Source organism: Corticimicrobacter populi (assembly GCF_003123725.1).
GTDB lineage: Bacteria > Pseudomonadota > Gammaproteobacteria > Burkholderiales > Burkholderiaceae_B > Corticimicrobacter > Corticimicrobacter populi.
Window position 1 is genome coordinate 180033 of sequence record NZ_QETA01000001.1, and the last position, 25599, is coordinate 205631.

Consider the following 25599-nt stretch of genomic DNA (forward strand, 5'->3'; position numbering starts at 1 on the left):
TTTAGAATGGTTATCAATATTGAATGGTGATGATTTTGATAATTGGGATGTTTTTTATTGATAAATATCATGATCACAGGGCTGGCAACAAGGGCAGTCACTTCCTGGCGACAACTTATCTTTCCTGGATTCCCGAGACAGTCACGGCCAGGCCGGGATGGGCATGGTCGGCAGCAATGCTCCAGCCGTGCGCGCGAACTATTTCCTGGCAAATGGCCAGCCCCAGTCCTGCGCCGAGGTCACGACGATGTGCTCCTCGCCAGAAGCGGATAAAGAGCAGGGGCAACTGCGTCGTTTCGACACCCGGTCCCCAATCCCGTATGCGAATGCCATCCGAGATGATGGATATCCTGACTTCAGTGCCTGCAGGGGCATGCTGTATGGCATTTTCGATCAGATTTTTCAGCAGTGTGAATAATGCGCCTCGATCTGCCCGCCAGCGAACAGGTACGGCAGGGCCCGTGATGACGATCCCGACGCGTGCATCTGCGGCGATTTTCTCCAGGAACTGAACGGCGTCCTGGACGGCCGTGCCGGCATCAACATCGGTGAAATGGTAGCTGAGCAGCTCACTGGCCTCGGCGAGCAACAGAAGTTGCTGCACATGACGGGCCAGGTGTTCGATGTGTGCGAGAAGGGCGTTCCTGAGCGCGGCGTCTGCCTCCATCAGTTCCACTTCGGCGCGCAACAGGGTGAGCGGGGTCTTGAGTTCGTGTGCAGCCTGGGCCAGAAAGTCCTGCTGGACGCGGTAGCCGTTTTCGAGTCTGTCCAGCGCCTGATTGAAACTGTGCAGCAGTGGCACGATTTCGGCAGGCACGCGGTCGGTTTGCAGGCGCTTGCCCAGTGCCTGGGGGGAAATGGCTGCCGCGGCCAGCGATGCCCGTCGCAGCGGCTTGAGCGAATACCTGAGGCTGACGTAGGTGCATAGTCCAAAAACGAACAGCAGAACCAGGCTGAAAGTGATAATGCCGCGCTTGATGAACGGGACAGCAAATTCCTGGTGCAGGAACTCGATGATGCGTGAACTCACGGCGATCTGCACATGCCATGTCTTGCCATTTCGGGTCAGGACTGCCGTGGCACCATCGTATGGCTGCCCGTTGCGGGAAAACTCGAAATCAGAGAGGCCGGTCGTGTCAGGCCAGTCGTGTGTGCCCGGAGATGCCAGCACGATCTTGCCGTGCTCATCCAGAACCCGATAGGCGGTTTCGTCGCGCAGGCTGTCGTATATCCATGCCGGGTGTGCCGAGCTGGCGTGCAAGCCGATGGGGCGGTCGTGCGTGTCGAAGTCAAGGCTTCGGGCCAGTTCGTTGGCTCGGCCGGAAAGATCCATGCCGGGCAGGCGATCCTGTACGATGGCTCCGACCAAAATCAGCAACACGATGCTGAGCGTGGCTCCGACCACATAGGCGAGCAGGATCTTCAGTCCCAGGCTATCGAGCCAGGTTGATTTTTTGAAGTGCATAGCCTTGGCCCCTTACGTTGACGATCTGCCAGTCTGACCCCACTGCTGCGAGCTTGCGCCGCAGGCGATGCAGCGCTACGTCCAGGGCATTGGGCGTCACGGCTTCGCTCAGTCCCCAGGCGGCTGCTTCCATCGCGCCACGCCGGACTACGCAGCCCTGCCTGTGGATCAGGGCCAGCATGATCTGCATTTCCGCAGGGGCCAGCGAAACCGAGTCGGTGCCACATTGCAGGGTGCCGGATTCGGGCGACAGAAGCAGGTCGCCATAGGCAGGCTGCAACGGCAGACTGTGGGCCGGGCGGCGCAGCAATGCCCGTACCCGTGCCACCAGTTCTGCCATTGCAAAAGGCTTGGGCAGGTAGTCATCCGCACCGGACTCGAGCCCTTCGACCCGATCATGCAGGGCGTCGCGTGCCGTTAATACCAGGCAGGGGAGCGACTGGCCTGCCTGGCGCAGGCGTTGCAGCAACTGCAGGCCATCACCATCCGGCAGGCCACGGTCCAGCACCAGCGCCTGGTAGGAAACCTGCTGGATGGCAAGCCATGCAGACTCGCTGCGTGTGACGACATCGACAGCGATGCCGGCACTGGACAGGCCCTTGATGATGAGCCTGGCCAATTGCTCGTGGTCTTCGGCCAAGAGGATACGTCCCATCAGAAGCGGTACATGTAGCCCAGGAATAAGTGATTTACGGTTGAACGGTCAACCAGAGGACTGTCCCGGATTGCCGAGGCGAGCCGACTGGCCTGCAGGTCGAGCGTGACAGTGTGGTGCTGATCGAATCTATAGACGCCGCGCAGGCCAAAGCTGGTATTCATGGCCGACGCTGGGTGGTAGCCAGGGCGATTCCAGCGTACTTCGCTTGCTCTGACACCGTAATAGTAGTCTACGTAGTTGCCGTCATGCCAGGTCGCCGCAAGGCGTGGGGTCAGCGTGAAGCGTTCACCCAACTGCCATGCCCGATTGATTTCCAGATGCAGGCGCTGGCCCTTGCTGTGACCGGAAAGGTCATGTGTCCAGTCGGCCTGGAGACTGGCCAGTGAGGTCTGCCATTCGACACCCAGTCCGCCCCATATGCCGCCCTTGCGCTTTGCCATGCCATTGAGTATCCAGGCGTCGTCTGCCTTGTAACCCGAGCCGTCGTAGCGTCCGATCAGGTTGAAATCGAGCCGCTGGGTCTCACTGAACCTCAGGCCGGGCAGTTTGATCTCCAGATCTGTGCCGAAAAAGCGCATGTGCCGGTTTTCGACGTACAGCATGGGAAGTGCGGCATGGTCCCGTTTCATGTCTGTATAGGCTGTCTGGCTGCTGGCAACACCGAGACCCAATCCCCATTCGATCTCCTGTGCCGCAACAGGCGCTGACAGCAGCAGCCCTGCCAGAACAGCGGCAATATGCTGCGGGCACCAGACCGGAAAGAATGGGTGGTGAGATGGACGACAAGGCATGAGGGGCTCCATGGGGAAACGAAGGCTGCATCATGCAGGCGGTTCCCTTACCCTTCACTTACTGGCAGATGTCGGGGTATGCCAATACGGGCGGCTACAATAGACGGTTTCTCCCTGTGGCAGGAACAGCCTGCCGCAGTGGCACCGGAACAGGCGGATCAAGGCAGACGTATGAGTGTCATCCAGTACTACGAGAAGGCGCTGGCAGAACACGGCTATCAGCCGGATGCAGCGCAGCGCATGGCGATCGAGCGGCTGCAGCGCTATTACGACGAGTGGGTTGCCTTCAAGGCCGCCCGCTCCAGTTCGCTCAAGCGGCTGTTCAGCCGCCCGGAAGTGCCGCGTGGTGTCTATATGTGGGGGGGCGTCGGGCGGGGCAAGAGCTTCCTGATGGATGCTTTTTACGAAGCCGTGCCGCTGCGTCGCAAGACCCGCCTGCACTTCCATGAATTCATGCGTGGCGTGCATCGCCAGCTCGAAGAGGTCAAGGGCAAGACGGATCCGCTCGACGAGGTGGCCCGACGCATCGCCGCGAAGTACCGCCTGATCTGTTTCGACGAGTTCCATGTGTCGGACGTGGCCGACGCCATGATCCTGCACAAGTTGCTGGATGGCCTGTTCAGGCATGGCGTGTCGTTCGTGATGACTTCCAACTACGAACCGTCGACGCTCTACCCGGATGGGCTGCATCGTGACCGTATCCTGCCCGCGATTGCGCTGATCAAGGAAAAGCTCGATATCCTCAACGTGGATACCGGGGTGGATTACCGACGGCGCGCGCTGGAACAGGTCAAGCTGTACCACAGCCCGCTCGACGAGGCCTCGCGCCAGGCACTGGAGCAGACCTTTGCGCGGCTGGCCGAAGGGCCGGAAGCCGCCGATCCTGTCCTGCACATCGAGAACCGCGATATTTGCCCGGTGCGGCTGGCGACCAATATTGTCTGGTTCGATTTTGCGACGCTGTGCGGCGGTCCGCGTTCGCAGAACGATTATCTGGAACTGGCCAGCCGATTCGAGACGGTCATCCTGTCGGACGTGCCGCGCATGACGGCACGGCAGGCTTCAGAGGCGCGGCGCTTTACCTGGCTGATCGATGTGTTCTATGACCACAAGGTCAAGCTCATCATGTCGGCCGAGTGTGAAATCGAGCAGGTCTATACCGAAGGGCCGATGGCCAACGAGTTCCATCGTACCGTGTCGCGCGTGCTCGAAATGCAGTCGCAGGAATATCTGGATCAGGAACGGCGCGCCACCGCGACGCTGTAGGCCGTCATCAGCCAGCCGGCCAGGAAGGCCACGCCGCCGATGGGCGTGATCATGCCGAGCCAGCGAATGCCGGTCAGCGACAGCAGATACAGGCTGCCCGAGAACAGCACGATGCCGACCGACAGCATGGTGCCTGCGCGGCACAGGGCGCGGGCATCGTACTGGGCCGCCAGCCAGGCAATCGCGAACAGGCCCAGTGCATGCACCTGATGGTATTGCACGGCCGTCTTCCAGACCTCCAGTTCCCGCTCCGTGAAACCGGGGGCCAGGGCATGGGCACCGAAGGCCCCGGCCGCGACGGCCAGAAACAGGTTGAGTGCGCCGAAGATGACAAGCTGGCGTTCGTTCATGGTACGACTCCAATGTAAACTGTCAGGACTTTTCCTGTCCTTTCTGGTTGATTCATGAATACCCGTGTACTGACTGGCATTACCACTTCCGGCACACCCCACCTGGGCAATTTCGCGGGGGCGATCTGGCCTGCGATTCTGAGCAGCCGGCAGCCCGATGTGGACGCCTTCTATTTCATGGCCGACTACCATGCTCTGATCAAGTGCGGCGATCCTGCCCGGGTCGCACGTTCGCGGCTGGAGATCGCGGCGACCTGGCTGGCCGCAGGGCTGGATCCGGAACGGGTCACATTCTACCGCCAGTCGGACATTCCCGAGATCCCGGAGCTGTCGTGGTTCCTGACCTGCGTGACGGCCAAGGGATTGATGAATCGCGCCCATGCCTACAAGGCATCGGTGGATCAAAATCAGGCACAGGGCGTCGAGCCGGACGATGGCGTCACCATGGGGCTGTATTCCTACCCGGTGCTGATGGCGGCGGATATCCTGATGTTCAACGCGCATCGCGTGCCGGTCGGGCGTGATCAGATTCAGCATATCGAGATGGCACGCGATATCGCCCAGCGTTTCAATCATCTCTATGGTGCGGGTCAGGATTTCTTCGTGCTGCCCGAGGTGGCGATTGCCGAGGATGTGGCGACCTTGCCGGGACTCGATGGGCGCAAGATGTCCAAGAGCTACAACAACACGATTCCGCTTTTCGAGGGGGGCGCGCAAGCGACGCGTGCCGCCATTATGCGCATCGTGACCGATTCGCGTCAGCCGGGCGAGCCCAAGGATGCCGAAAACTCGCACCTGTTCATGCTCTACAAGGCATTTGCCACCGAGGCCGAGAGCGCGACCTTTCGCCGTGAACTGGAAACCGGCCTGGGCTGGGGGGATGCCAAGCAGGCGCTGTTCGAACGTCTGGAGCAGACGCTGGCACCGATGCGTGAACGCTACGAGAGCCTGATTGCCGCGCCCGAGCGCATCGAGGATATCCTGCAGGCTGGTGCCGCCAAGGCGCGTCGCATTGCCACGCCATTCATGCAGACGCTGCGCGAGGCCGTCGGCCTGCGTCGGCTGGCAACGGTGTCGCAGGCCGGCACGCCGGCCAGCAAGGCCAAGGGCAAGGGCAAGGGCAAGGGCGGCAAGACGGCGCGTTTCGTCAGCTATCGTGACGAAGACGGCAAGTTCAGGTTCCGGCTGCTGGATGCCGATGGCAGCCAGTTGCTGCATTCCGTGCCGTTCGACGAACCCCGCGCTGCGGGTGCCGCCAGCCGCAACCTGGTGGAACGGCAAAAAGACCTTGCCTGGGCGACGGTGCCGGAGGGCGGTGGGCAGTTGTTGCTGGATGGCAATGTGCTTGGCTTTACGGCTGCCACAGATCTGGAGCCTGCGCAGTTGCGCGTGCAACAGGCACTGGAAGCACTGGCGCAGCAGGACTGATTCCTGCCTGGCTGGCCGCGTGGTCTGTGACCAGCCATCAATAATGGGTACGATACCTGCTTGTTAATTAGTAAATTCTAAATTAGAATTAGATAATTAATTAACCCAGGCAGGTGTGACATGCCCATCGAACCGATCGATCCCGGCCGCGCCGATCTTCTCCAGCGGCAGGGTGCTGTGCTGGTCGATATTCGTGATACGGACGAACACGCGCGCGAGCGCATTCCTCAATCTGTCAATATGCCGCTGGCGCAGCTCTGTCAGTCGGCACTGCCCGCTGGCGGTGAGGTTATCTTTCATTGCCGCTCGGGCCTTCGCACGCAGCGGGCAGCGGAGCAGCTTGCCGAGCAGGTTACCTGCCAGGCCTACTGGATCGAAGGCGGGCTGGATGCGTGGAAACGGCAGGGACTGCCGGTCGAACGCGATCCCTCGCAGCCGCTGGAGTTGATGCGCCAGGTGCAGATCGTGGCTGGCAGCCTGGCGCTGGCTGGTACGCTGCTGGGCAGTCTGGTGTCTTCCTGGTTTTTTGTCTTGCCCGGCCTGGTGGGGGCCGGTTTGATGTTCGCCGGTATCACCGGGTTCTGCGGAATGGCGCGTCTGCTGCTGCGCATGCCGTGGAATCGTTCCTTTCAGCAGCGGGAGTGCAAATCATGAAAAGCAATATCGGCGGCATCGACCGCTTTCTGAGGATCGTGCTGGGTCTGCTCCTGATCGGGCTGACCCTGGGCGGGCAGATCGGTGCCTGGGGCTGGATCGGTGTAGTGCCTCTGGCGACCGGTCTGGTCAAGTGGTGCCCGCTGTACCTGCCGTTCGGCTGGAGCACCACCTGCAAGCGTCAGTGAATCTGCTGGTCGAAAAGCAGCGGCACGCCGCTTTGCTGTTCGAGTCGTCGGGCATAGGCCAGGACCGGTGCCGGGAAGTCCAGCCCGCCGACGATGCTGAGGCAGCGCAGCAATGGCCACAGCAGGATGTCGGACAGGCCGGTTTCCTCGCTGCGTCCGTCGAGCAGCGTGGCCAGTTGTGCCATCAGCGGGTTGATCTGCGCGAGGAGTTCAGGGGTGCGCTGTAGCAAGGCATCGAGGTCGCCGAAAGCCTTTTCCTCACGCAGGCGATAGGCTTCGCGGGCCTCGGGCGTGGCCAGTTCTGCAAAGTCGCCCTGGGTGAAGCGCGGGATGATGAGGCCAAGCGCCGGTTTCCAGGCAGCCTGGCCCCAGGCATCGAGTGCTGCGTCGGACTTTGCTGTCAGCACGGGGGCACCGATGCCCTCGACATATTGCACAATATCCAGGCTTTCGGCCATGTGGCTGCCGTCCTGTTTCTGCAAGATGGGAACGACCTTGCGGCCGACCAGCCGGGTGGGTGTGTCGGTGTCGCCTTCCATGATGATGGCGAGCTCGACAGGCAGCTTTTTCAGCCCGAAGATCATCCGGGCGCGCGTGCAGAACGGGCAGTGTTCGTAGATGTAGAGTTTCATGACGGCTCTCAGCGCTTGAGCTTGGCGAAGGCGGCAGCCATGGCGTTGTTGGATGGCGCGGCCGAGTCCTGCTGACGGCCGCCACTCTGGCGACCCTGGTTGCGACCACCGTTGTTGCGGGGGGCGGGCTGGTCGCCACTGCGTCGTGCCGGCAGCACGTCGTCCTTGAGCCGCATGGTGAGTGCGATGCGCTTGCGCGGCACGTCCACTTCTTGCACCTTGACCTGCACGGTCTGGCCGACACGGACCACGTCGCGTGGATCTTCGACGAATTTTTCCGACAGGGCCGAGATGTGCACCAGGCCGTCCTGGTGCACGCCAATGTCCACGAAGGCACCGAAGTTGGCCACGTTGGTGACCACACCTTCGAGCACCATGCCCGGCAAGAGATCGTTGAGCGTTTCGATGCCTTCCTTGAACTGGGCAGTCTTGAACTCGGGGCGCGGGTCGCGGCCCGGCTTCTCGAGTTCGCTCAGGATGTCGCGCACGGTCGGCAGGCCGAAGCGCTCGTCGGTGAACTCGGCCGGCGATACGCCCTTGAGTGCCTCACGATTGCCCAGGACCTGTTTCACATCGGCCTGGATTTTCGTCAGGATACGTTTGACCACCGGATAGGCTTCGGGGTGCACGGCGGAAGCGTCCAGCGGATTGTCGCCGCCGGGGATGCGCAGGAAGCCGGCTGCCTGCTCGAAAGCCTTGTCGCCGAAGCGCGGCACCTCCTTGAGTGCCTTGCGGTTGGGAAAGGCTCCGTGGCTGTCGCGGTAGGCCACCATGTTGCGCGCCAGCAGGCTGTTGAGGCCGGAGACGCGTGCCAGCAGGGCGGCAGAGGCCGTATTCACATCCACGCCCACGGCATTGACGCAGTCTTCGACCACCGCGTCGAGCGAGCGCGCCATTTCGCGTTGGTTGACGTCGTGCTGATACTGACCGACGCCAATGGCCTTGGGTTCGATCTTGACCAGTTCAGCCAGGGGGTCCTGCAGACGACGGGCAATGGACACGGCACCCCGCAGGCTGACATCCAGGTCGGGAAATTCGTTGGCAGCGGTTTCCGAGGCCGAATAGACCGAGGCACCGGCTTCGGAGACGACGACTCGGGTCAGCTTGAGTTCGGGCAGGCGGGCGCACAGGTCGGCCACCAGCTTCTCGGTTTCACGCGAGGCCGTGCCGTTGCCGATGGCCACCAGTTCAATCTTGTGGCGGTGGGCGATGGCAGCCAGCGTGGCTATTGCGCCTTCTCGGTCGCGGCGTGGCTCGAAGGGATAGACTGTGGCCGTCTCGACCAGCTTGCCGGTCTTGTCGATGGCAGCGACCTTGACGCCGGTACGGATGCCGGGATCGAGGCCCAGTACCGACTTGGGGCCGGCCGGTGCTGCCAGCAGCAGGTCCTTGAGATTGGCGGCGAATACCCGGATGGCTTCGGTTTCGGCGCTCTCGCGCAGGCGCGTGACCATTTCGGTCTCGAACGTGGGCGACAGCTTGACGCGCCAGGTCCAGCGGCAGACCTCGGCCAGCCAGCGTGCGCGCGGCGTGGCATCGAGTCCGAACAGATGGGGGCCGAGCTTGAGGAATTCGGCAACCCGGCTCACGCAGGGATGCGGTACTTCGGCCTCACGTTCGACATCCAGCCCCAGGCGCAATTCGAGCACCCCCTGCTGGCGGCCGCGCAGCAGGGCCAGGACACGGTGCGAGGGCAGGGTGCGCAGCGGCTCGCTGAAATCGAACCAGTCGCGGAAATTCTCGCCTTCGGCTTCCTTGCCTTCAGCGACTTTGGAGTACAGGAAGCCGGTTTGCCAGAGGTGATCGCGCATGTGCGACAGCAGGTTGGCGTGTTCGGCGAAGCGTTCGGCGAGGATGTCGCGGGCACCGTCGAGCGCCGCCTTGGCATCCGCTACGCCGGCCTCGGCGTTGAGGTAGCCTGCGGCCAGTACGGCAGGGTCAGCCTGCGTGTCAGCCAGGATGGCATCGGCCAGCGGTTCAAGGCCGGCTTCTCGGGCAATCTGGGCACGTGTGCGGCGCTTGGGCTTGAAGGGGGCGTAGAGATCCTCCAGGCGCTGCTTGGTGTCGGCCTCGGTCACGTCTTTCTTCAGGGCCGGAGTGAGCTTGCCCTGCTGGGCAATGGACTCGAGAATGGCTCCGCGCCGGCCTTCCAGTTCGCGCAGGTAGCCGAGCCGGGTTTCCAGATTGCGCAGGACAGTGTCGTCTAGTCCACCCGTGGCTTCCTTGCGATAGCGGGCGATGAACGGCACCGTGGCACCTTCGTCCATCAGTGTAATGGCGGCATTGAGCTGCGCGGGACGGGCATTCAGTTCGGAGGCGAGCTGAGCGACGATGCGGGCGGCAACGGTGGCTTGCGGCTCGGGCGTATAAGTGGCCACGTCGGTCGGCTGTGCAGCGATGGAATCGGTCATGGGAACGGCGGACTCTCTTGGTTCTGGAAGATGGCAAAGCGGATGATTTTGCCACAAGTCGGTGCGCACGATGCGTGACAGGCAGTATCATGCGAACCCATGTTCAAGGATGATCTCGCTTCGATTTTTGCGGAAGACGGCCCGTTCGCCCAGGGGGCGCCCGGCTATCGCCTGCGCCCTGCCCAGCTGGAGATGGCACAGGCCATTGCCGAGGCCATCCGCATGCGCGGTACGCTGGTGGCGGAGGCCGGCACCGGTACCGGCAAGACCTGGGCCTATCTGGTTCCGGCCATTCTGTCGGGCGGCAAGACCATTATCTCGACGGGGACCCGCACCCTGCAGGACCAGTTGTTCAAACGAGACCTGCCCAAGGTGCGCAAGGCGCTGTCGGTGCCGGTGGCGGTGGCCTTGCTCAAGGGCCGCTCCAATTATGTCTGTCACTATCATCTGGAGCGGCTGGCCGACGATGACCGTGGCTTGCGTTCGCGTACCGAGGCGGCGCAATTGCGCAAAATCCAGTTGTTTGCCAAACAGAGCCAGACGGGGGACAAGGTCGAGCTGTCGGCCGTGCCCGAGAATGCCGACATCTGGAATCGTGTCAGTTCCACCCGCGAGAATTGCCTGGGGCAGGACTGTCCGTACGTACGTGAATGCTTCGTGATGAAGGCGCGCAAGCAGGCTCAGGAAGCCGAGGTGCTGGTCGTCAATCATGCGCTGTTCATGGCGGACCTGGCATTGCGCGAAGAAGGTATCGTCGATCTGTTGCCGCAGGCCGATACGGTGGTGTTCGATGAGGCACACCAGTTGCCGGATACGGCGACCCGCTTTCTCGGGGAAAGTGTCTCCACGCACCAATTGCTGGATCTGGCCCGCGATATGGCGGCTGTTGGCCTGGCGCAGGCGCGTGAGGCGCTCAATTGGAGTGAGGCCGGTCGCCAGCTCGAACATGCCGTACGCGAGTGGCGCCTGAGTGCAGCCGCCATTGAGCAGATGCCAGGGCGCAAGGCCACGGCCGAGGCGCTGCCCGATGCCGACGGTTTCCATGCCGCGCTGGACGTGCTGATCGAGCGCGTGGGCGAGGCCGCGGACCGACTCAAGAAGATCGAGGAAAAGCACCCCGACCTGGCCGCTCAGGCCAAGGTCGCGCAGACGCTGCTGGGCAAGCTCGGCCAGTGGCTCAAGCCGGAGGATCCGCAGGGCTGTGTGCGCTGGGTCGAGATGACGCACCAGGGCATGCGCCTGCACAGTGCGCCGTTGTCGGTGGCCGAGGCGTTTTCCCGTTGTCGGCGCAAGGAGCAGGCCTGGGTCATGGTGTCGGCCACGCTGTCGGTGCAGGGCAACTTCACCCACTTTACCCGCCAGTTGGGCCTGTGGGAGCCGCAAGTCGCCAAATGGGAGTCGCCTTTCGACTATGCCTCACAGGGGCTGCTGTTTGTACCTTCGGATATGCCGTTGCCCAACAGTCCGGCCTTCAACGAGCGCTTCATCGATACCCTGATGCCCTTGCTGGATGCCTGTCAGGGCGGTGCGCTGGTGCTGTGCACCACGCTGCGCGCCGTGGATATCTTTGCCGATAGCCTGGCGCGTCATTTCGAGGCGCGTGGCTGGGACTGGCCGCTGCTGCGCCAGGGGCAGACCAGTCGCCATCTGTTGCTGGAGCGTTTTCGCACCGAGGCGCATGCCGTGCTGGTCGGCAGCGCCAGTTTCTGGGAGGGCGTGGACGTACCGGGTGATGCTCTGCGGCTGCTGGCCATCGACAAGCTGCCGTTTGCCCCGCCCGATGATCCTGTTATCGAGGCGCGCTTGCGGTCCTGCCGCGAACGCGGCGGCAATCCATTCGCGGAATTCCAGCTTCCCGAGGCGGCCATTGCTCTCAAGCAGGGGGCAGGCCGGTTGATTCGCACCGAGCGTGACTGGGGTGTTCTGATGGTGGGGGATGTGCGGCTGGTGGACAAACCCTATGGCCGTCGCCTGTGGCGCGGCCTGCCGCCGTTTGCGCGGACACGCGACCTGCAGGTTGCGCTGGATTTCTATACGGGCCGCATGGCAGAAGTGGATACGCCCAGTACTGACTGATATGTAAAACGGGCCGGGCGAATCTGTTCGCCCGGCCCGTATCCACTACAAATTTATCTGCGCTTGGTTGACGCGTCGCTCAGAACCAGTTGAGCGGGTTCCACCACGATCGGTCTTTGCCACCACTCTGTTCGTTGGCGAACGAGCGGTTGGGGAAGTTGGCCTGCTGTACGCGCAGGATGTCGTCGCGCAGATCGGTCATGCCCAGTTTGTCGTAGGCGTTGTAGAGGATATCCAGCGCTTCCTCGGTGGCCGGTACGCCTTCGAAATCTGTAATCACGGCCTGAGCCCGGTTGATGGCAGCCACATAGGCATCGCGCTCGTAATAGTAGCGGGCGACGTGCACTTCGTTCATGGCGATGGTGTTGACCAGCCATGCCACACGCAGCTTGGCATCAGGAGTGTAGCGGCTGTTGGGGAAACGCTCGATCAGTTCATTGAAGGCTTCGTACGATTGACGCAGACCCTTGGGATCGCGCTCGCTCGGGTCCTGTCCGGTCACGCTGCTCAGGAAGGCACTGTTGGGCGTGAAGTTGACCAGTCCCTTGAGGTACAGCATGTAGTCAGTACCGGGATGATTGGGGTAGAGCTGCTGAAAGCGGTCGATGGTGACCATCGCCTGCTCGGGCTCGTTGTCTTTCCAGTTGACGTAGGCGGTGTCGATCAGGGCCTGCTGTGCATAGACGCTGAACGGGTAGCGGCTCTCGATGCTTTGCAGGCGGGTACGTGCCTGGGCCCAGTTGCCGGCGGCAATTTCTTCCTTGGCGTCACGGTAGAGCCTGTCGGCACTCCAGCCCGCTGTGGGGTCAGGCTCCTTGTTACCGGTGCCGCCGCAGCCGGCGACCAGCAACATGGTCAGCGCGAGCAGCATCGCCAGAAACAGGCGGTGCGGTTGTGCAGCAGGGGAGAGGATGGCAGGAACACGAATCACGAAAGCACCCTTGGTGTTAGCATTGCGGGCAATTATAGGGCGTGTAGCGATGGATGATTCAATAAAACATTCCGGGTCGCATCCGGATGAAAGCGTCGACGAGTCGGCAGAGGATAGCGTGCTGCTGCTGGCAGTGCCTGACGACAGTGACGTGGACCGACTCGACAAGGTCCTGGCCCGCCTTTTGCCTTCGCATTCGCGCAGCCGCCTGCAGGGCTGGATCGAGGCCGGTCATGTGCTGCTCAATGGCCGGCCTGCCAAGGTGCGCCAGAGCGCCGGGCCGGGCGACGAGATCACGGTGCAGGCCCAGCCTGCCCCCGAAGACCTGGCTTTCATGCCCGAGCCCATCGAGTTTGCCGTGATCGCCGATGCGCCGGACTGGATCGTGGTCGACAAGCCCGCCGGGCTGGTCACCCATCCCGGTGCCGGCAACTGGAGCGGTACGCTGCTTAATGGCTTGCTGTATCGGTACCCTGAGCTCGTGAGAGTGGCGCGGGCCGGCATCGTGCATCGGCTCGACAAGGACACATCCGGCCTGATGGTGGTGGCACGTCATGAGCAGGCGCAGACCTTGCTGGTGCGGCAGCTACAGGCGCGCAGCGTCGGCCGCGAATATGTGGCGCTGGCCCACGGCTGGCTGCGTAGACCGGGCGTCGTCAGCCAGCCCATAGGTCGAGATCCCAAGGTGCCGGTGCGCATGAGCGTGGCGCGGCCGGTGGCTCCCAAGGAGGCCATTACCCATTATGTACCGCAGCGTTTGGGACGGCTGGATGGTCAACCGGTCACCGAAGTAGTCTGCCGTCTGGAGACGGGGCGTACGCACCAGATCCGAGTGCACCTGGCCAGTCTGTCGCATCCGTTGGTGGCCGACGTGCTCTATGGCGGTCGGTTGCTTGGGGGGGCAGAGCGGCAGATGCTGCATGCCCGTGCATTGCGTTTTGATGACCCCGGACAGAGGGGGCCGCTGGCGTTCGAGGCAGCCCTGCCCCAGGATATGCGGACGGTGCTGGATCAGGTAGACTGGCAGGATGGGTAGGCGATAGCCTCACAGGCCCAGCCAAATCGACACAACAAGGGGGCAGGCATGCGGACTTTGGATGAGTGGGCGGGCTTGCCGTGTGTGTCCGGCCCGCAATGGGCAGGCGTGCGCAGTCTGGCGACGACCCGCGAGGGGGGCGTTGGCGAAGCACCTTACGATACGTTCAATCTCGGTGACCATGTCGGCGACGATCCCCTGGTGGTGCGTCGCAATCGGGAACATCTGCGTGCTGTCTTGCCGGGTGCGCCGCTCTGGCTGCGCCAGGTGCATGGCGTGACGGTGCACGATGCCGACGCCGGCAGCCAGGCCACGGCAGAAAATCGTTCGATCGAAGCGGATGCCGCTGTCACCATGCAGCCCGGTCGGGTGCTGGCCATCATGACGGCCGATTGCCTGCCGGTCGTGCTTACGGATACCTCGGCATGTGTGCTGGGCGTGGCTCATGCGGGCTGGCGTGGATTGCTCGATGGCGTGCTGGAGCGCACGCTGGCACAGATGCAGACACGATTGTCCGAGGCGCAGGGCGGTACATCGGACGCCTTGGCCTGGCGCGCCTGGATAGGCCCGGCGATCGGACCTCAGGCCTATGAAGTGGGCGAAGACGTGCATGCCGGTTTTCTGGCCAGGGCTCCCGAAGCGGCATCCTGTTTCCGGCCGGTGGGCTGGAAGCCCGGCAAGTGGTGGATGGATCTGCCTGCGCTGGCCGCACAGCGGCTGCGGCGTGCCGGTGTGCAGGAGGTTGAATGGTGCGGCTTCTGCACCGCCACGGATCGCCGTTTCTTTTCCTACCGACGTGCCAATGTGACGGGCCGGATCGCCACGCTGGCCTGGTTGGACGAGGCTTTCCCAGGTTGACAGCATGGGTTTGCTGATGCAAGATGATTTCGATCAAGAATTGATATATAGTGAGTGAATATTTCTGGATGCTACAAAGCGAGGTGCGAGAGTGAAGGCAGCGCAAGGCAAGCAGGATACGTATTCCCCCCCTTCCATGGATCCTGCCGTGTTGCAGGCTATCCAGGATGAATTCCTTCAGGAATGGGGCGGGCTGATGGATGCGGCCCGTCAGGGGGCGCTCCCGGCACTCAAGGACCGGCGCTTTGCGGCCGAGGCTTGGCAGCAGAGCCAGCCGCACCTGTTGCTGGCTCATCTTTACCTGCTGTCGACGCGCACACTCAAGCGCATGGCCGATGCGGCCGACCTGGGTGAGTCCACACGCCAGCGGTTGCACTTCGCGCTTATGCAATGGACTGATGCTCTGGCACCGTCCAATTTCCTGGCGCTCAATCCCGATGCCCTGCAGAGCATGATCGACAGCAAGGGGGCCAGCCTACAGGCCGGCCTGACCAATTTCCTGCAGGATGTCGGTCGTCGCCGTATTTCTCAGACCGACGAAAGCCAATTCGAGGTGGGCGGCAATGTGGCCACCACGCCGGGCCAGATCGTTTATGAAAACCGCTTTTTCCAGTTGATCCAGTACGCGCCGCAAACGGACAAGGTCTACGAGCGGCCTCTGTTGTTTGTGCCGCCCTGCATCAACAAGTACTACATTCTCGACCTCCAGCAGCACAATTCGCTGGTACGGCATGCCGTCGAGCAGGGGCATCGCCTGTTCCTGGTGTCCTGGCGCAATCCGCTGCCCGAGGATCAGGATCTGCTGTCCGCTACCTGGGACGACTATATCGAACAGGGCGTGCTGGAGGCGATTCGTGTCGTGTCCGATATCACGGCTCAACCCAGGATCAATATCCTGGGGTTCTGCGTGGGTGGTACGCTGTTGGCGTCGGCGCTGGCACTGGCCAAGACGCGGGGCCAGGATCTGGCCGAATCGATCACGCTGCTGACGACCATGTTGGATTTCAGCGATACAGGTATCCTCGATGTGTTCGTCGATGAAACCCATACTCGCCTGCGTGAACAGACCATCGGGCAGGGCGGCCTGCTGTCGGCGCAGGAACTGGCGACGACCTTCTCGTTCCTGCGACCCAACGAACTGGTCTGGAACTACGTGGTCGGCAATTACCTGAAGGGCGAATCGCCCAAGGCGTTCGACCTGCTGTACTGGAACAGTGACAGTACCAACCTGCCGGGGCCTTTCTTTACCTGGTATTTCCGCAATACCTATCTGGAAAACAATCTTTGCCAGCCGGGTCGGCTGTCCGTGGGCGGGCAGCCCCAGGACTTGCGCCTGCTCGACATGCCGGCCTATGTCTTCGGTTCGCGCGAAGATCACATCGTGCCCTGGAAAACGGCCTATCTCAATACCGGAATCCTGCAGGGGCCAATTCGCTTCGTGCTGGGCGCATCCGGGCATATTGCCGGGGTCATCAATCCTGCTGCCAGCAACAAGCGCAGCTATTGGGCCGAAGAGGGCACGGCCGAACCAGGTAGCCTGCCACAGCAGGCCGATGATTGGTTTGCCGGGGCTGCCGAACATCCCGGCAGTTGGTGGCCGGACTGGATGAACTGGCTATCGGGTTATGCAGGCAAGCAGGTGGCAGCCAAAAAACGCTTGGGCAGTAGTGCCTATCCGCCGATCGAGCCGGCACCCGGCCGCTACGTCAAGGTACGCGCAGTCTGATTTATAGAAACTTATAGAAACAGCACAATAGATGTGCAAGACCGGAAACGCAGGGTCCGCTCCGGCGATCCTGCTTTCCCAAAGGAGAGAGAGATGAGTGAAAAACTGGCTTACGTAACGGGTGGCATGGGTGGCATCGGCACGGCAATCTGCCAGCGCCTGGCGCGCGATGGTTTTCGGGTGATTGCCGGTTGTGGACCCAGCCGCGATCATGAACAGTGGCTGGCCGATCAGGCCGAGCAGGGGTTTTCCTTTATTGCGTCGGTCGGTAACGTGTCGGATTGGGAGTCCACAGTGGATGCGTTCGAACGCATCCGTGCCGAGCATGGCCCCGTCGATGTGCTGGTCAACAACGCCGGCATTACCCGCGATGGCCTGTTCCGCAAGATGACGCTGGATGACTGGCGTGCCGTGATCGATACCAACCTCAACAGCCTGTTCAACGTGACCAAACAGGTGATCGACGGCATGGTCGAGCGCCAATGGGGGCGTATCATCAATATCAGTTCGGTCAACGGTCAGAAAGGCCAGTTCGGCCAGACCAACTACTCGACCGCCAAGGCCGGCATCCATGGCTTCACCATGGCACTGGCTCAGGAAGTCGCCAGCAAGGGCGTGACGGTCAATACCATTTCGCCGGGTTATATTGGTACTGACATGGTCAGGGCCATCCGTACCGATGTGCTCGACAAGATCGTGGCGACCATTCCTGTGCGTCGACTCGGTTCCCCCGAAGAGATTGCGTCGATGGTGGCCTGGCTGGCGTCCGACGATGCCGGGTTCGCGACGGGAGCGGATTTCTCGCTCAACGGCGGACTGCACATGGGTTGAACTTGTAGGAAATCAACATGACGCAAGCCAAGACCGGCGCGCCGCAGCGCCTGATCAAGAAGTACCCCAACCGCCGGTTGTACGACACGCAGACCAGTTCTTACATTACGGTTGCCGACGTCAAGCAACTGGTACTGCAGCACGAGGTGTTCCAGGTGGTCGACGCCAAAAGCGGCGAGGACCTGACACGCAGCATCCTGTTGCAGATCATTCTCGAGGAAGAAAGCGGCGGCATGCCGATGTTCTCGTCGGAGATGCTGGCCCAGATCATCCGTTTCTATGGCAATGCCATGCAGGGCATCATGGGCTCGTATCTCGAAAAGAACATGCAGGCCTTCATCGATATCCAGAATCGTATGGCCGAGCAGACCAAGGGGCTCTATGGCCCGCAGTTCGGTCCCGAGGCCTGGGCCCAGTTCATGAACCTGCAGACACCGATGATGCAGAACATGATGAACAACTACATCGAGCAGAGCAAGAATATGTTCGTGCAGATGCAGGGGCAGATGCAGGATCAGACCCGCAATATGTTTACCGGCTTTGGCTTTCCTGGCGGGCGCGGCCCCGATGGCAAGCCGTAGCGGGTAGGCCGAGCATGGTATGGCAGGGCACCGTGCGGTGCTCCTGCCATGACTACTCCTTGCTGAAGCGGCTGCCGATCAGCGAGAGTATCGCCAGGATGATGAAAATGAAGAACAGGATCCTGGCCAGTGCGATGGCACCGACTTCGATACCGCTGTATCCGAGTGCGCCGGCGACGACGGCGATGATGAAAAAAACGATCGAATATTTAAGCATTGTCAAAATCCCCCGCGACCGTATCATTTTGTGACGAAATGGCAATGTCACATGAACAGTGGCTTTGGGGGCCATGATACGAGGGGATGCGGGAAAAGATTATTCCGTATGTAATATTTTGTGGGTGATTTTAGGTTGGTCTCTGTAGTAGCATTTGTTTATCTTGTTGATTTTCAAGGATAACGTGCATGACCAATGACCCATCCCGCAGACCGAAAGTTGTGATTAATCCCCCTGTGTTCTTTGGCTCGGCCGGCATCATCATGTTGATACTGGTGCTGACGCTGGCGTTCAAACAGGAGTCGCAGCAACTGTTCGCGCAAGTGCAGGACTGGATCGTCATCAATGCCAGCTGGTTCTACATCCTGGCGGTGGCATTGATCCTGATGGCAGCCATATTCTGCATGGTCAGTCGCTATGGCAACATCAAGCTCGGGCCAGATCACAGCCAGCCCGATTACAGCAATATCACCTGGTTCGCGATGCTGTTCTGCGCCGGCATGGGCATCGGACTGATGTTCTTCGGCGTGGCCGAGCCGTTGATGCATACCCTGCAGCCCCCCGTGGGCGATGCCTCCACGGCCACTGCTGCGCGCGAGGCCATGCAGATCACCTTTTTCCACTGGGGGCTGCATGCCTGGGCGATCTACGCCATGGTGGCGCTGATCCTGGCCTTTTTCGCATTCAGACATGGTCTGCCGCTGACGCTGCGGTCAGCGCTCTATCCGCTGATCGGCGAACGGATTTACGGCCCCATCGGCAATGCCGTCGATATCTTCGCCATCATCGGTACGGTGTTCGGCGTGGCGACTTCGCTGGGCTTTGGCGTGTTGCAGATCAACAGCGGTCTGAATTATCTCTTTGGTATCCCGGTCGGGGTGCCTGAACAGGTCATCCTGATCGTAGTCACGACTACCCTGGCTACCCTTTCTGCCGCCAGTGGGCTGGATAAGGGTATCCGCCGCCTGTCCGAGCTGAACATGATTCTGGCAGTCGCGCTCATGCTGCTGATCCTGTTCCTGGGGCCGACCGTATTTTTGATCAAGGCTTATGTGCAGGCGACCGGCACCTACCTGTCGGGTATCGTCAGCAAGACCTTCAACCTGTACGCCTACGAGCCGACCGAGTGGCTGGGCGGCTGGACCCTGTTCTATTGGGGCTGGTGGCTGTCCTGGTCGCCGTTCGTGGGCATGTTCATCGCCCGGGTGTCGCGGGGCCGTACCATTCGTGAATTCATTGCCGGGGTGATCTTTCTGCCTGCGGGCTTCACATTCCTGTGGATGACGGTATTCGGCGAAAGCGCGATCAGCATGTATCTGCAGGAAGGGCTGACCAGCCTGGCCGACACTGTGCAGAATGACAATTCGCTGGCATTGTTCGCCTTTCTTGAGCAATTTCCGTTTTCGTCATTCCTGTCCGGCCTGGCTATCGTCATGGTCGTGATCTTCTTCGTGACCTCGGCCGATTCGGGGGCGCTGGTGGTCGATATGCTGGCCTCGGGGGGCAAGGAACATACGCCGATCTGGCAACGCATCTTCTGGTCGGTGGCGGCGGGCCTGGTGGCGATTGTGCTGTTGCTGGCAGATGGCCTGCAGGCGTTGCAGACGGCTACCATTGCCAGTGCGCTGCCTTTCTCGGTCATCCTGCTGGCGTCGGTGTGGGGGCTGCTCAAGGCACTCAGCCTGGATATCACCAAGCGGGGTACCTACTACCGTACCCATCTTGCGCCGCGCACGGGTGGCTCCAGCGACAACTGGCAGCAGCGGCTGCGGACGATGATGATGTTTCCCCGGCGAACCCATGTCACCCGTTTTGTGACCGACGTGGTGCAGCCGGCCTGCGAGGCTGTGGCAGCCGAGTTGCGCGACAGGAATGTTGACGTCAAGGTCGTGCAGGACGACAATGGACGGATCAGGATGGAAGTCCTGCATGGCGACGAAGTCGATTTTGTCTACGAAGTTCGCCCTCGCGCCTATGTGCAGCCTGCGTTCGCATTCCGTGATACGGAAGATGAGCGCGAAGACCGCAAATACTTCCGTGCCGAGGTCCATCTCCAGGAAGGTGGGCAGAACTACGACATCATGGGATGGAGCCGCGACGCCATCATCAGCGACATTCTCGACCAATATGAAAAGCACCTGCATTTCCTGCACCTGGTCCGCTGACATCCTTGCTTCGCAACGCTGTCGCCGGGTTGACCCGGCCGGTTGCGTGGCTTTTAAGTCGTTCTGTCGAACAAATGCGGTATAACTTGATCTCACGCAACGACAGGGCACGCAGTTTGCCCTAGTCTCGCGTGACATTATCTACAAGGTATCAGGAATGACTTGGTTTAAACCTTTGGTGCTGGCTGGACGTGAGCTGCTGCCGGTGGTGCAGGGCGGCATGGGCGTGGGCGTATCGGCTCACCGGCTGGCCGGTGCCGTCGCCAGCGAGAATGCAGTCGGCACGATTGCCAGCGTCGATCTGCGCCACCATCATCCTGACCTGCTCGAACAGACCGAGAAGTGCAAGGACCGCGAATTGATCAATCAGGTCAATCGCGTGGCACTGGATCGCGAGATCAAGGCCGCCCAGACGCAGGCCAAGGGGCGCGGCATGATTGCGGTCAACGTCATGAAGGCCGTGCGCGATCACGTCGAGCTGGTACGCCAGGCGTGCGAAAGTGGTGCCGATGCCATCGTCATGGGTGCTGGCCTGCCGACCGACCTGCCGGAGATGACCGAAGACTATCCCAAGGTCAACCTGATTCCCATCCTGTCCGAGGTGCGCGGTGTCGGCATCGTGCTCAAGCGCTGGATGAAGAAGGGTCGCAATGCAGCTGCCATGGTCATCGAGCATCCCGGCTTCGCTGCGGGCCACCTGGGTGCGGCCAAGATCGAGGAACTGCGCAACGACCGCTTCGATTTTGCCCGAGTACTGCAAGGCTGCCACGACCTGTTCCGCGAACTGGGTCTGGGCCGTGATGCGCCGCGTCTGATCGTGGCCGGCGGTATCGACTCGCATGACAAGGTCAAGCACTGGCTCAATAACGGTGCCGATGCGGTGCAACTGGGTACTGCCTTTGCCGTGACCGAAGAGAGCGATGCGCACGTCAATTTCAAGAAGGTGCTGATCGGTGCCGAACAGGGCGACCTGCGCGAGTTCGTCAGCGTGGCCGGCTTGCCGGCGCGCGCCGTGGGCACGCCCTGGCTCAATCGTTACCTGCGCAGCGAAAGCACGCTGCAGGCCAATGCCAAGTCCGATCCGCGCCGTTGTTCGCAGCGCATGGATTGCCTGACGCACTGCGGCCTGCGTGATGGCATCGAAAAGATCGGCCAGTTCTGCATCGACCTCAAGCTGGCCGCCGCATTGCGCGGTGAAGTGGATCGTGGCCTGTTCTTCAGGGGGGCCGGCAAGCTGCCCTTCGGTGATCAGATCCGCTCGGTCCGTGAACTGATCGACTACCTGCTGACTGGCAACCGCCCGACCCAGGAACAGAAGATCTCTTTCTTCGAAAAGCCGGTGGCTGCGCTGGCCTGATCATCCGATATAAAACGCCCTGTGGTTGCAGGGCGTGTACTGGAACCAGTACAAAAATGCCTGTTCCCGAAAGGAAACAGGCATTTTTTTCGCCAGGCCGCCCCAGATCAGAACACGCTCCCTTTTTTTGGGGGCGCTGGATTGCAGCAGGATCAGACGATTCGCGAAAAGCTCGCCAGCCGTCCGCTGGCGCGGATGTGATAGTCGAAGGTCATGGCGATGGCCCGGATGAAGAACCAGCCTGTGGGCGTTACCTGGATGCCCTGGGGCGTGCGCTCCAGCAGGCCGTGTTCTTCGAAGGCATCGAGTTCCGACAGTTCGGTTGCAAAGTAGTACTGGGGATTGATGCCCAGATGGCAACTGGTGAGCTCGTAATCAAGGCGACCCTGGCACATCAGCTCCATGATGACGGCGCGTCGGATCAGGTCGTCGCGCGTCAGCTTGAGGCCGCGTTCGATGGCGAACTGGCGTTGTGAAATGCGGGCATAGTACTCGTCGAGCGTCTTGACGTTCTGGCTGTAGGTCGGACCGATGCGGCCGATGGCCGAGACGCCGAGCGCGATGATGTCACAGTCGGGATGCGTGCTGTAGCCCTGGAAGTTGCGTTGCAGCCGGCCAGCCTGGCGTGCCTTGGCCAGTGTGTCGTCGGGCAGGGCAAAGTGATCCATGCCGATATAGACATAGCCTTCGTCGAGAAAGCCATTGATGGCGCTTTGCAGCAGCGTCAGCCGGGTCGGTGCCGACGGCAGGTCGTCTTCGCTGATGCGGCGTTGGGGCTTGAAGCGGGTTGGCAGGTGCGCATAGGCGTACAGGGCAATCCGATCGGGCCTCAGGGCACGTACGCGTTCCAGCGTGGTGGCGAAGGACTCTGCGGTCTGGAAAGGCAGGCCATAGATCAGGTCCATGTTGATCGACGTGTAGCCCAGCTCGCGGGCACCTTCCATCAGATCGCGCACCGATTCATAGCTCTGGATGCGGTGGACGGCCTTCTGGACGGTTTCGTCGAAATCCTGCACGCCGAAGCTGAGGCGATTGAATCCCATGGCCTGCAGGCTGGCGAGACGTTCGCGATTGGCTGTGCGGGGATCGACCTCGATGGAGATCTCGGCATCCGAGGTAATGCTGAAGGCGTGGCGCAGGCTGGCCATCAGCCGTTCGAGCTCGGCATCGCTCAGGAAAGTCGGCGTGCCGCCTCCAAAGTGGATCTGGGAAACCGGCTGGCCTCGTCCAAGCGCCCGTACATGCATGTCGAGTTCGGTCTCGAGCGCATCGAGGTAGGGCATGGCCCGCTCGTGGTGTTTGGTGATGATCTTGTTACAGGCGCAGTAGTAGCACAGCGATTCACAGAACGGAATGTGCAGATAGACAGAGAAGGGTGCGCGCTTGCCGATATCGGTACCGATGACCCGATGCTGGAGTGCCTGCGAGTATTGCAGCGGTCCGAATCGTTCATTGAAACGGTCTGCCGTGGGATACGAGGTATAGCGTGGCCCGCTGGTATCCAGTTTTGCCCTGAGCGCGTCAGAGAAAACCGGACGGATGATAGACGAGGTCGTGGGCGTGTTGGTGTGCATGGACAGATTGTGCGATGGGCGTATGCCCATCGCTTTGATTTGCCTCAAAGTGGCGGGCGATGACCCGCTGGCACCAAGGGTTTCCACTGATTGGCGTGCCTCGGCGACGGCTCGCCGCCGAAGCACGCTTCAGCGCTGTGCCGCCGCCTTGAATTCCTGGCGGAATCGATGCAGCAGTGGCTCGGTATAGCCGTTGGGCTGGACCAGACCTTCGAAGACCAGCGCCGTGGCTGCACGGAAGGCGAACGAGTCATCGAAGCGCCCATGCATCGGCGAGTAGGCTGGATCGCCTGCATTCTGTCCGTCGACGATACCGGCCATGCGCCGGAAGGTGTCCTCGACCTGCGTGCGGGTGACGATGCCATGCAGCAGCCAGTTGGCAATGTGCTGGCTGGAAATGCGCAGCGTGGCCCGGTCTTCCATCAGGCCGACGTTGTGGATATCGGGCACCTTGGAGCAGCCCACGCCCTGTTCGACCCAGCGCACCACATAGCCCAGAATGCCCTGGACGTTGTTGTCCAGCTCCCGCTGGATGTCTTCGGCAGACCACGGGTGATCCGCCGGCACCGGGATGGTCAGGAGATCGCGCAACAGTTCGTCGCGGACCGAGGCCAGGCGGATCTGCTCCAGTTCCTGCTGGATCGAGGCCACGCTGACCCGGTGGTAATGCAGGGCGTGCAGGGTGGCGGCCGTGGGCGAAGGCACCCAGGCCGTATTGGCACCTGCCTTGGGATGGGCGATTTTCTGTTCCAGCATTGCCGCCATCAGGTCGGGCATGGCCCACATGCCCTTGCCGATCTGGGCGCGGCCGCGCAGGCCGGTGTCGAGGCCGGTCAGCACGTTGCTGCGCTCGTAGGCCAGGATCCAGGGGGTACTCTTGATGTCGCCTTTGCGGTAGACCGCGCCGGCGCGCATCACGCTGTGGATTTCATCGCCGGTACGATCAAGGAAGCCCGTATTGATGAAGGCCACGCGTGCGGCGGCGGCCTGGATGCAGGCCTTGAGGTTGACGCTGGTGCGGCGTTCTTCGTCCATGATGCCCATCTTGAGCGTATGGCGCGGCAGCTTGAGCAGGTCTTCGACGCGAGCAAACAGGGTGTCGGCGAAGGCGACCTCGTCGGGGCCGTGCATCTTGGGCTTGACGATATAGACCGAGCCGACGCGCGAGTTGCCCTTGCGCGGCAGATCGTGCAGTGCGCACAGGCTGGTGAGTACGCCGTCGAGAATGCCTTCCGGGATTTCGTTGCCGTCACGATCGAGAATGGCCGGATTGGTCATCAGGTGACCGACGTTGCGGATAAACAGCAGTGCGCGGCCGTGCAGTGTCAGGGTCGAGCCGTCGGGTGCGGTATAGCTGCGGTCGGGATTCAGGCGGCGGGTAAAGGTCTTGCCGTTCTTGGCAACTTCTTCGGTCAGGTCACCGCGCATCAGGCCGAGCCAGTTGCGGTAGACCTCGGTCTTGTCCTCGGCATCGACGGCGGCAACCGAGTCTTCGCAGTCCATGATGGTGCTCAGCGCGGCCTCGACCAGGACATCCTTGACATGGGCTGGATCGGTCTTGCCGATGGGGTGGCTGGCGTCGATCTGGATTTCGAGATGCAGGCCGTTGTGGCGCAGCAGGATGGCCTGCGGGGCCGTGCTGTCACCCTGGTAGCCGCGAAACTGGTCGGGATGTTTCAGGCCGGTCAAACCGTTGGTCAGTGTAATGCTGAGCGTACCGTTTTCGACGCTGTAGCCGGTGGCATCGGCATGCGATCCCTGTGCCAGCGGTGCTGCTTCGTCGAGCACGGCACGGGCATAGGCGATGACGGCGGCTCCCCGCTTGGGATTGTAGCCGCTGCCGGCTTCCTGGCCGTTGTCGGCTGGGATGGCGTCGGTGCCGTAGAGCGCATCGTACAGGCTGCCCCAACGTGCATTGGCGGCATTCAGCGCATAGCGCTTGTTGGAAATCGGCACGACCAGTTGCGGCCCTGCCTGCTGCGAGATCTCGGGATCGACCTGGTCGCTGCCGGCCTTGACCTGCCCGGGTTCGGGAACCAGATAACCGATGCCTTCCAGGAATGTCCGGTAGGCGGCGATATCCTGGATCGGGCCGGGGTGAGCGGTATGCCAGGTGTCCAGTTCGGCCTGGAGCTTGTCGCGGCGGGCCAGCAACTCGCGGTTGCGCGGTGCGAGCTCGTGGACCAGCGCCGAGAAACCCTGCCAGAAACTGTCGCTGTCGAGACCGGTGCCCGGCAGTGCCTCGTCCTGCACGAAGCGATCGAGGATCTCGGCGACCTGGAGGCCGTGGCGGGAGGTGCGGGTAGTCATTGTTTGTCTCCTGTGTGCTTGAGGGCTGAATGCTGCAAGACAGCAACCAGTGTATGGACTGGCGGCATAAATAAAAAGGATGTAAAAGTAGATT

General features: G+C 61.5%; 22 protein-coding genes. 12 read left to right on the forward strand and 10 right to left on the reverse strand.

Annotation, left to right across the window (positions count from 1 at the left end; genetic code table 11):
* Positions 1-115: 115 nt before the first annotated feature.
* Genes DD235_RS00815 through DD235_RS00825 form a run of 3 tightly spaced genes read right to left on the reverse strand, consistent with a single transcriptional unit; the run spans position 116 to position 2914 of the window.
* A complete protein-coding gene (locus DD235_RS00815) occupies positions 116-1465 on the reverse strand; it encodes an ATP-binding protein (RefSeq protein WP_109060168.1) in 1350 nt (449 codons plus the stop codon).
* Positions 1434-2120: a response regulator transcription factor gene (locus DD235_RS00820; RefSeq protein WP_109060169.1), complete on the reverse strand. Its 687-nt coding sequence runs from the start codon at positions 2118-2120 to the stop codon at positions 1434-1436. Before DD235_RS00820 ends, DD235_RS00815 begins: the two co-directional genes overlap by 32 nt.
* A complete protein-coding gene (locus tag DD235_RS00825; protein WP_109060170.1) occupies positions 2120-2914 on the reverse strand; it encodes a MipA/OmpV family protein in 795 nt (264 codons plus the stop codon). Before DD235_RS00825 ends, DD235_RS00820 begins: the two co-directional genes overlap by 1 nt.
* 171 nt (positions 2915-3085) lie before the next feature.
* On the opposite strand from DD235_RS00825, the gene zapE reads away from it, so the two are divergent.
* Positions 3086-4180 carry a cell division protein ZapE gene (gene zapE, locus DD235_RS00830; protein ID WP_109060171.1) on the forward strand — a complete coding sequence of 365 codons (1095 nt, stop codon included), beginning with the start codon at positions 3086-3088 and terminating at the stop codon, positions 4178-4180.
* Here the strand turns inward: zapE and DD235_RS00835 are convergent.
* Positions 4150-4530 carry a DUF423 domain-containing protein gene (locus DD235_RS00835; protein WP_109060172.1) on the reverse strand — a complete coding sequence of 127 codons (381 nt, stop codon included), beginning with the start codon at positions 4528-4530 and terminating at the stop codon, positions 4150-4152. The genes zapE and DD235_RS00835 overlap by 31 nt on opposite strands.
* A gap of 54 nt (positions 4531-4584) precedes the next feature.
* Here DD235_RS00835 and DD235_RS00840 point away from each other — a divergent pair, with 54 nt between their 5' ends.
* From DD235_RS00840 to DD235_RS00850, 3 genes are all read left to right on the forward strand, one after another.
* The gene (locus DD235_RS00840) at positions 4585-5958 is read left to right on the forward strand and encodes a tryptophan--tRNA ligase (protein ID WP_109060173.1); all 1374 of its coding nucleotides are present in this window, start codon (positions 4585-4587) and stop codon (positions 5956-5958) included.
* Positions 5959-6078: 120 nt separating this feature from the next.
* Positions 6079-6612 carry a rhodanese family protein gene (locus DD235_RS00845; RefSeq protein ID WP_109060174.1) on the forward strand — a complete coding sequence of 178 codons (534 nt, stop codon included), beginning with the start codon at positions 6079-6081 and terminating at the stop codon, positions 6610-6612.
* Positions 6609-6800: a YgaP family membrane protein gene (locus DD235_RS00850; RefSeq protein ID WP_109060175.1), complete on the forward strand. Its 192-nt coding sequence runs from the start codon at positions 6609-6611 to the stop codon at positions 6798-6800. The genes DD235_RS00845 and DD235_RS00850 overlap by 4 nt, the downstream gene beginning before the upstream one ends.
* Here DD235_RS00850 and grxB read toward each other — a convergent pair.
* The gene (grxB, locus tag DD235_RS00855; protein ID WP_109060176.1) at positions 6794-7432 is read right to left on the reverse strand and encodes a glutaredoxin 2; all 639 of its coding nucleotides are present in this window, start codon (positions 7430-7432) and stop codon (positions 6794-6796) included. The genes DD235_RS00850 and grxB overlap by 7 nt on opposite strands.
* Before the next feature lie 8 nt (positions 7433-7440).
* Positions 7441-9843, reverse strand: a complete 2403-nt coding sequence (locus DD235_RS00860; RefSeq protein WP_109060177.1) for a Tex family protein — start codon at positions 9841-9843, stop codon at positions 7441-7443.
* A 99-nt stretch (positions 9844-9942) separates the two neighbouring features.
* On the opposite strand from DD235_RS00860, the gene DD235_RS00865 reads away from it, so the two are divergent.
* Positions 9943-11919: a DNA repair helicase YoaA gene (locus DD235_RS00865; protein ID WP_109060178.1), complete on the forward strand. Its 1977-nt coding sequence runs from the start codon at positions 9943-9945 to the stop codon at positions 11917-11919.
* 79 nt (positions 11920-11998) lie between these two features.
* Here DD235_RS00865 and DD235_RS00870 read toward each other — a convergent pair whose 3' ends face one another.
* Positions 11999-12790 (reverse strand): outer membrane protein assembly factor BamD, encoded by a 792-nt coding sequence (locus DD235_RS00870; RefSeq protein WP_109060179.1) that lies wholly within the window; start codon positions 12788-12790, stop codon positions 11999-12001.
* Between the two features lie 109 nt (positions 12791-12899).
* Between DD235_RS00870 and DD235_RS00875 the strand changes: the two genes are divergently transcribed.
* The 5 genes from DD235_RS00875 (at position 12900) to phaR (ending at position 17882) form a co-directional block, all read left to right on the forward strand.
* Positions 12900-13886, forward strand: coding sequence for an RluA family pseudouridine synthase (locus tag DD235_RS00875; protein WP_239989990.1), 987 nt, complete (start codon positions 12900-12902; stop codon positions 13884-13886).
* 48 nt (positions 13887-13934) lie between these two features.
* Positions 13935-14744: a peptidoglycan editing factor PgeF gene (gene pgeF, locus DD235_RS00880; protein ID WP_109060181.1), complete on the forward strand. Its 810-nt coding sequence runs from the start codon at positions 13935-13937 to the stop codon at positions 14742-14744.
* Between the two features lie 136 nt (positions 14745-14880).
* Positions 14881-16470: a class I poly(R)-hydroxyalkanoic acid synthase gene (gene phaC / locus DD235_RS00885; RefSeq protein WP_109060182.1), complete on the forward strand. Its 1590-nt coding sequence runs from the start codon at positions 14881-14883 to the stop codon at positions 16468-16470.
* Between the two features lie 93 nt (positions 16471-16563).
* Positions 16564-17301, forward strand: a complete 738-nt coding sequence (phbB, locus tag DD235_RS00890) for an acetoacetyl-CoA reductase (RefSeq protein WP_109060183.1) — start codon at positions 16564-16566, stop codon at positions 17299-17301.
* Positions 17302-17318: 17 nt separating this feature from the next.
* Positions 17319-17882 carry a polyhydroxyalkanoate synthesis repressor PhaR gene (gene phaR, locus DD235_RS00895; RefSeq protein WP_109060184.1) on the forward strand — a complete coding sequence of 188 codons (564 nt, stop codon included), beginning with the start codon at positions 17319-17321 and terminating at the stop codon, positions 17880-17882.
* Between the two features lie 52 nt (positions 17883-17934).
* Here the strand turns inward: phaR and DD235_RS00900 are convergent, their stop codons facing one another.
* Positions 17935-18099: a DUF1328 domain-containing protein gene (locus DD235_RS00900; protein WP_109060185.1), complete on the reverse strand. Its 165-nt coding sequence runs from the start codon at positions 18097-18099 to the stop codon at positions 17935-17937.
* Positions 18100-18287: 188 nt separating this feature from the next.
* On the opposite strand from DD235_RS00900, the gene DD235_RS00905 reads away from it, so the two are divergent.
* Complete coding sequence (locus DD235_RS00905) at positions 18288-20264, forward strand: BCCT family transporter (protein WP_109060186.1); 1977 nt, start codon at positions 18288-18290, stop codon at positions 20262-20264.
* 157 nt (positions 20265-20421) lie between these two features.
* Entirely contained in the window at positions 20422-21621 is a 1200-nt protein-coding gene (locus DD235_RS00910) for an NAD(P)H-dependent flavin oxidoreductase (protein WP_109060187.1), read from the forward strand.
* A gap of 152 nt (positions 21622-21773) precedes the next feature.
* Here DD235_RS00910 and hemN read toward each other — a convergent pair whose 3' ends face one another.
* Together hemN and DD235_RS00920 are read right to left on the reverse strand one after the other, a co-directional pair.
* The gene (hemN, locus tag DD235_RS00915; RefSeq protein ID WP_109060952.1) at positions 21774-23195 is read right to left on the reverse strand and encodes an oxygen-independent coproporphyrinogen III oxidase; all 1422 of its coding nucleotides are present in this window, start codon (positions 23193-23195) and stop codon (positions 21774-21776) included.
* A 129-nt stretch (positions 23196-23324) separates the two neighbouring features.
* Positions 23325-25505 carry a malate synthase G gene (locus DD235_RS00920; protein ID WP_109060188.1) on the reverse strand — a complete coding sequence of 727 codons (2181 nt, stop codon included), beginning with the start codon at positions 25503-25505 and terminating at the stop codon, positions 23325-23327.
* Between the last annotated feature and the right edge of the window lie 94 nt (positions 25506-25599).